Below are 6,882 nucleotides of genomic sequence, written 5' to 3'. Positions count from 1 at the left end.
CTCCCAACTAGCTAGCACTTGTTGTCGTTTAGCGCCCTCAAAACGACAACATGTGCGAGTCAGTTGGGCGACAGCCGAAGACTCTTGACGGTGACGCGCAACACATCTATTCTGGTGCAACAGCGTTGCGTTGAATGCAACCCAAAAAGTTCTTGGTGGATTCATGAAAAACGAAACATCCTCCGTGGCAGCCATCCCGGGAAGCGCTCCTGCCGGATCCAAAGGCGGATCCGGCGACCTTCCCGACGAAGCAGCCATCCAAGGCGGCACATCGATGCCAGCCAATAGCCACACAGTCAGCAAAGACACCCGGCGACGGGTCATCACTGCAAGCTTCATCGGCAATTTCGTCGAATGGTTCGACTACGCCGTCTACGGCTACCTTGCCGGGATCATCTCGACCGTCTTCTTCCCCGCATCGGACCGGCAGACCGCACTGCTCGCCACGTTTGGCGTCTTCGCCGTCTCCTTCTTTGTCCGTCCATTGGGCGGATTCATTTGGGGCCACATCGGTGACCGCCTCGGACGCAAACAAGCACTCTCCCTCTCGATCGTGCTCATGTCCGTGGCTACGTTCTGCATCGCCCTCATCCCCGGCTACAACACCATCGGCGTCATGGCGCCGGTCCTCCTGCTGCTCGTCCGGGTTGTCCAGGGCTTTTCGGCGGCCGGCGAATACGCAGGTGCCTCAGCCTTCCTGGTGGAGTACGCGCCGGCCAATCGGCGCGGACTCTATGCCGCCGTCGTACCTGCCAGCACGGCGGCAGGCCTGCTGCTCGGTTCCCTTCTGGCGGCACTTCTCAGTTCGGTACTGAGCGCCGAGCAGCTCGGCGAATGGGGCTGGCGATTGCCCTTCCTCCTGGCCGCCCCGATGGGCCTGATTGGCCGCTACATCCGTACCAAACTCGAGGACACCCCGGCCTTCCGCGAAATGGCCGCGAAGGACACCGCAGTCAAGGCTCCGGCCTTCGCGATGTTCAAGACGTACCGCAAGCAGCTGATCATCGCGACGGGCGCGGTGCTGCTCAACGCCGTCGGCTTCTACGTGATCCTCAGCTACATGCCGACGTACCTTTCCGAGGAGCTTCATTTCGGTGCGGCCGAATCGTTCCTGGCCACCACCATTGCCCTCCTCAGCTACATCGGATTCATCTTCCTGACGGGTATCGCCTCGGACAGGTTCGGCCGCAAGCGCATGCTCATCACGGCTTCCGTACTGTTCGTGGTGCTGACCGTTCCGGCGTTCATGCTCCTCGACACCGGCAATTTCCTGGTCATTGTCCTGGTCCAGATCCTGCTGGGCGCCATGCTCACCCTCAACGACGGCACGCTGCCCAGCTTCCTTGCCGAGCTCTTCCCCACGAGGGTCCGCTACAGCGGCTTCGCCGTCAGCTTCAATCTCTCCAACGCCCTGTTCGGCGGCACCGCCCCGTTCATGGCAACACTCCTCATCGGCCTGACCCACAACCAGCTGGCCCCCGGCTGGTACCTCGTAGCAGCCTCCGTCATTTCCCTCATCGCGGTCCTCTTCGCTGTGGAGACTTCCAAGAAACCCCTCCAGCAGGACTGAAAACAACCCACCCATTGAAAGGAACACCACCCATGACCATCACCGAGAATGAAGCCGTAAGCGACGTCGCCAAGCTTGAGCGCCTCAAGGTCCTCAACAACGGAGAGAAAGTCTCCCTGACGTTCTCCGACACAGAGTTTGAACGACGCCTCGCGGGTCTTCGCCGGATCATGGCCGAGAAGGATCTGGACGCCGTTGTCCTGACCAGCTACCACTCCATCAAGTACTACTCCGACTTCCTGTTCACCTATTTCGGCCGTTCCTACGCCATGGTGGTCACGGCCGACGACACCGTCACCGTTACCGCCAACATCGACGCCGGAATGCCGTGGCGCCGCAGCTACGGGGACAACCTTGTCTACACGGACTGGCGCCGGGACAACTACATCTTCGGTATCCAGGAAGTGCTGCGAACCCGCGGGATCACCGTCCGCCGCCTGGGTGTCGAGGACGATTCCCTTCCCCTGGACAACCGCAACAAGATCCAGGCGGCCTTCTCCGGGGCGACGCTAGTGGACGTCGCCCAGGCCGCCATGCGCCAGCGCATGATCAAATCGGCCGAAGAGATCGAGGTCATCAAGCACGGCGCCCGGATCGGCGACCTCGGCGGCGAGGCCATTCGCAACGCCATCACGGCAGGAATCACCGAGTACGAGGTTGCCCTGATCGGCACCGAAGCCATGGTGCACGAGATCGCCCGGACGTTCCCGGACTCCGAGATCCGCGACACCTGGGTGTGGTTCCAGTCCGGCATCAACACGGACGGCGCCCACAACTGGGCCACCACCCGCAAGATCCAGGAACACGACATCCTGTCCCTGAACTGCTTCCCCATGACCTCGGGCTACTACACGGCCCTGGAGCGCACCCTGTTCTACGGCGAACCCGATGCCCGCTCCCTGGAACTGTGGAACATCAACGTGGAGGTCCACAAGCGTGGCCTCGAGCTCATCAAGCCCGGGGCGGTCTGCAAGGACATCGCTGCTGAGCTCAACGAGATCTATGTTTCGCACGGTCTTCTCGCCAACCGCACCTTCGGCTACGGACACTCCTTCGGGGTCCTCTCGCACTATTACGGCCGTGAAGCCGGACTGGAGCTGCGCGAGGACATCGACACGGTCCTGGAGCCCGGCATGGTGGTCTCCATGGAGCCGATGATCACCGTCCTCGATGGCCAGCCGGGTGCAGGCGGGTACCGGGAGCACGACATCCTAGTGGTCGGTGAAGACGGTGCCGAGAACATCACCAAGTTCCCGTTCGGCCCGGAATACAACATCATCGGCGCCTAACCCCCACCTCCCGTGGACATGCCCAGCCTTGCGCCCGAGCAATGGACATATGACTCATATGCTCACTGCTCACTGCTCACGGCCAAGGCTGGGCATGTCCCCATTAAAAGAGCCATATAGTGACCATCATGACCCCAGCAGAACCGCGTGCAGAACGGCGTGCAACCACCAGCGAAACCCCGGCCAACGGCGATTCCAAAGGCGCTTCGGTACTCGAGAATGCCATTGCCGTGCTCCGCAGCTTCACCGCCGAGGAACCCTTGCTGGGAGTCACCGAGATCGCCGGCAGGATCGGCTTGCACAAGAGCACCGTGTCCCGGATCCTGGCAACCTTCGAACAAGAACATCTGGTGGAGCGCGACCCCGAGTCCCGCCGCTTCCGGCTCGGCTTGGGGATGATCGCCCTTGCCGGCCCCCTCCTTGCCGAACTGGAAGAGCGCCGCGTGGCCTATCCCGTGCTGCGTGAGCTGAGCGAACGGACAGGCGAGACGAGCGCGCTCATGGTGTGGAACGGGAGCGAATCCATGTGCGTAGAGCAAATCGCCAGCCGCCACCAGGTCAAGCACCTCGCTCCGCTGGGTGCCCGCTACAACGAGGCGCTCAGCTCCTCGGTGCAGGTCTTCCTCGCCGCCGAAGACGCCGACCGTGTCCGCAAGCTCCTCCGCAGCGGCTCCATTACATTGCCCGGTCTCGACGAGGAAGCAATCGAGGCCTACCTTCTTCGGCTGCAGGAGTCCGTGACCCGGGGCTGGGCCTTCAATTTCGGCGAAACGTCCATCGAAGAAGTCGGCGTCGCATCGCCCGTCTTTGACCACCGCGGAGACATCGTTGCCTCTGTCCTGATCCCGGCGCCGAAGTTCAGGGTCTCGCAGGACACGCTCGCCAGCCTCGGCGAGGCATGCCAAGACGCAGCCCGCAAAGTCACCACGCGCCTGGGCGGCCGCGCCCCGCACTAACTCCTAAGTAGCTCGCATTTGTTGTCGTTACGAGCCGCCATACCCAAGCAGTTAGCCCGCGACCACGGCGAGCGCTTCCTCGACGCTGTCCACCAGGAAGATCCGGCCCTCCATCACCTTCCCGGCAGCAAGGCTCTGCAACATGGGCCACGCGGGATACTTGTGCTCCCAATGATCGCGCCCTACGAGCACCATGGGCGTGACGGTTTCCGGGGCGCCGTAGAAGTTCTCGCACGCGTCCTGGAAGATTTCCTGCACGGTGCCGGCTGAGCCCGGAAGGAACACGATCCCGCCGTTGCATAGCTCCAGCAGGATCGCTTCGCGCACGGAGTTGGCGAAGTACTTGGCGATGTGGGTCGCGAAGAGGTTGGGCGGCTCGTGTCCGTAGAACCAGGTGGGGATGCCCAGCGACGTCGTTCCGCTCGGATGGTGCCCGACGACGGCGGCCGCCGCCCGCGCCCACGCCGTCACCGAGGGACGGAAACCCGGCACCGCCGCGAGCGACTGCAGCGCGGAGGCGAAGTCGGCGTCGGGCAGTCCGCTCAAGTAGGCACCCAAATTGGCGGCTTCCATGGCACCGGGCCCACCCCCGGTGGCTACCGTGAAGCCGGACAAGGCCAAGAGCCTGCCCAGGAGCGCCGCGTCGTCGAAGTCCTGTGTTCCGCGTTGCGCGACGTGGCCGCCCATGACTCCCACGATCTTGTTCCCCGCGAAATCCCCGTTGCCCAGGAGCTCGTCCAAGGCGTCCCCGATAGCGTGGTCGTGCAGGGCTGCGGCGAGGGTGGCGTCCAGGCTGGTCCGTTGCCCCGGCATGATGCTCCAGTGGTAGACCTGGGCATCCAAGGTGGCTTCGTATTCCGTGGAGTCAATGTCCTCGTACAGTTCGGCGGCGCTGTAAAGGCTGCCCCGGTACGGGTTGAACGGCACCCCGCGCAGCTTCGGAAAGATGAGTGCGCCGCGGCTCCGCAGGGAGTCCTCGACGCCGTCGTCGAAAGTACAGCCCAAGAAGATGGCGCCTTGGGGATCCAGCCGCTGCAGGTCCGCCCGTCGGCCCCGTAAGTCCAGCGACTGGGCGTGCCAACCGTGCATCGTTGCGGCACCGGAGCTCAGGAGCCTGTCGAAATGGGCCACGCTCTCAATGTCGAGCGTGCGGGGACTGGGAGTCAGTGCGCGCGACGGATTCATGGCATCAGCGTAAGCCCGCGGTTCCCGTTGCGCAGGAGTCTCCCGTCCAGTGCATCATGGAGCATGCAGACTTCCGAACAGCAGAGCAGCGTCCGGCCCCGGATCGGCATTCCCGTCCGCCTCAGCAGCTCCGAAAGCACGGATCCCCGCGTGGGAGAGGCGAACGAACTCTTCGACTTCATCGTCGAACTAGTGCGAGACGCCGGTGCGGAGCCTGTACTCCTGGACGCCTCCTTTACCGACGAAGCCGGTCCGCTGGCCGCCGAGCTTCGCTCCCTCAACGGGGTCCTGCTGCCCGGCGGCGGAGACCTGGATCCGCGACTCTACGGTGAAGAAGCGACTGACGCCTGCTACGACGTCAACCCTGACCAGGATCGCTTGGACTTGGCGGTGGCCCGTGGATCGCTCGACGCCGGCTTGCCCACCCTCGGAATCTGCCGCGGCCACCAACTCCTCAACGTGGTCTACGGCGGGACGCTCATCCAGGACATGCACCCCTCATCGGTCGAGCACAACGGCCTCAGCCCGGCGGAAGGCGAGCTCAGCGCCTGGGCATGGCACGACGTCGAACTTTCACCGGAATCCAAAGTGGCTGGACTCTACAACGCACGGGGCTCGGTGCGGATTGCTTCGGGACATCACCAAGCCGTGGCCCGGATAGGCGATGGCTTGGTGGTGACGGCGGTCGCCGAGGACGGGACCGTGGAAGCCCTCGAGGATCCGCAGCGCTGGGTGGCATCCGTGCAATGGCATCCCGAGGCCTCGCAGCTGCCCGACGAGGAACGGCTCGCCCCGTTCAAGGCGTTCGTGGAGGTCTGCAGGACGCTGCGTCCGGTGGGGTGATCGAGCGGGACGCCCCCGCTCGCCGGAAACAATTTCCCGCGCCCGTGAACCTGACCGCTCCGGAATTCGTCTCATCAATGTGGCAAGCACCTTCGCGCCACCGGACACGAGAAGCGGGGAACCAAACATGAGGAGCAACCCCAAGGCCATGATGGTCATCGTTGGAGCGGCAGCCCTGATTGCCGTGAGCGGTTGCGGGGCGTCCGGAACCGGCTACCAGGGCGCATCGTCGAGCCCACCTTCCGCCGCGTCGTCGACTGCTCCGCCGTCGGGGACCTCGCAATCGCTCACTATCACCATCAAGGACTTCGGTTATCAAGGACCTGTCTCGGTCAGCCCGGGCGCCAAAATCACCGCGAAGAACGAGGACACGCAGGCCCACACGGTCACCTCGGACGACGGAAAGGCGTTCGACGCCGCCGTCGACGGCGCAGGCGGAACGGTCCAGTTCACGGCGCCCACCACACCGGGCAGCTACCCCTACCACTGCGCGTACCACTCCAACATGCACGGAACGCTGGTCGTGAAATGAGCACAGCAAAATGAGCACCCGTGAAGCGGCCCGCCGCAAGCCGGCGAGCCGCAAGCCAATGGACATTCTGTTGAGGCTGCTTGTGGCGGCAGCCCTGGTCGTCGACGCCGTGGTGCATTTCGACCTTGCCTCCGGTTACCAGTTGGGTGCCCCTGGCGGAATCGGTGAAGGCAATCTGTTCCGCCTTGAGGGCGCGGTCGCAATCCTCGTCGCCCTGTATGTCCTGGTCCGCGGCAGTCGGCCAGCCTACGCCGCCGCGGTGGTCGTCGCTGGAAGCGCCTTCATTGCGGTCCTCCTCTACCGCTATGTCGACATACCTGCCATCGGTCCGCTCCCGTCCATGTACGAGCCCGTATGGTTTTTCGAGAAGACCCTTAGCGCAGTCGCCGAGGGACTGGGCGCCGTGCTTGCCGCCGTCGGCTACGTCCGTCAACGCAGCAGCGCCCGACGCCGCCGCTGAAGGCGCGCGACGCCGAAAGGCGCACCCGCCGCTGAGGGCGCCAGACG

Annotated in this window: 7 protein-coding genes; 6 read left to right on the top strand and 1 reads right to left on the bottom strand. The window is 64.0% G+C overall.

All coding sequences use genetic code 11. The features are described from left to right. Positions 1-274 precede the first annotated feature (274 nt). The 3 genes from AC3WJU_RS14605 to AC3WJU_RS14595 all read left to right on the top strand — a co-directional run bounded on the left by AC3WJU_RS14605 (position 275) and on the right by AC3WJU_RS14595 (position 3,815). Complete coding sequence (locus AC3WJU_RS14605) at positions 275-1,570, top strand: MFS transporter (protein ID WP_253257232.1); 1,296 nt, start codon at positions 275-277, stop codon at positions 1,568-1,570. Between the two features lie 32 nt (positions 1,571-1,602). Beyond that, complete coding sequence (locus AC3WJU_RS14600; RefSeq protein WP_284989670.1) at positions 1,603-2,859, top strand: aminopeptidase P family protein; 1,257 nt, start codon at positions 1,603-1,605, stop codon at positions 2,857-2,859. A 128-nt stretch (positions 2,860-2,987) separates the two neighbouring features. Beyond that, the gene (locus AC3WJU_RS14595; RefSeq protein ID WP_059388157.1) at positions 2,988-3,815 is read left to right on the top strand and encodes an IclR family transcriptional regulator; all 828 of its coding nucleotides are present in this window, start codon (positions 2,988-2,990) and stop codon (positions 3,813-3,815) included. 51 nt (positions 3,816-3,866) lie between these two features. Here the strand turns inward: AC3WJU_RS14595 and AC3WJU_RS14590 are convergent, their stop codons facing one another. Beyond that, complete coding sequence (locus AC3WJU_RS14590; protein ID WP_306962113.1) at positions 3,867-5,000, bottom strand: LOG family protein; 1,134 nt, start codon at positions 4,998-5,000, stop codon at positions 3,867-3,869. A gap of 63 nt (positions 5,001-5,063) precedes the next feature. Between AC3WJU_RS14590 and AC3WJU_RS14585 the strand changes: the two genes are divergently transcribed. The 3 genes from AC3WJU_RS14585 to AC3WJU_RS14575 all read left to right on the top strand — a co-directional run bounded on the left by AC3WJU_RS14585 (position 5,064) and on the right by AC3WJU_RS14575 (position 6,835). Further along, positions 5,064-5,843 (top strand): gamma-glutamyl-gamma-aminobutyrate hydrolase family protein, encoded by a 780-nt coding sequence (locus AC3WJU_RS14585; protein ID WP_307052803.1) that lies wholly within the window; start codon positions 5,064-5,066, stop codon positions 5,841-5,843. Positions 5,844-5,970: 127 nt separating this feature from the next. Beyond that, complete coding sequence (locus AC3WJU_RS14580; protein ID WP_492260195.1) at positions 5,971-6,375, top strand: cupredoxin domain-containing protein; 405 nt, start codon at positions 5,971-5,973, stop codon at positions 6,373-6,375. Between the two features lie 10 nt (positions 6,376-6,385). Further along, positions 6,386-6,835 (top strand): hypothetical protein, encoded by a 450-nt coding sequence (locus AC3WJU_RS14575; protein ID WP_492260194.1) that lies wholly within the window; start codon positions 6,386-6,388, stop codon positions 6,833-6,835. Positions 6,836-6,882: the final 47 nt, after the last annotated feature.

The sequence above is a fragment of the Arthrobacter sp. FW306-1B-F12A genome, from assembly GCF_058781865.1.
The sequence above is the reverse complement of the archived record's forward strand: the minus strand, read 5'-3'. Positions and strand labels throughout refer to the sequence as shown.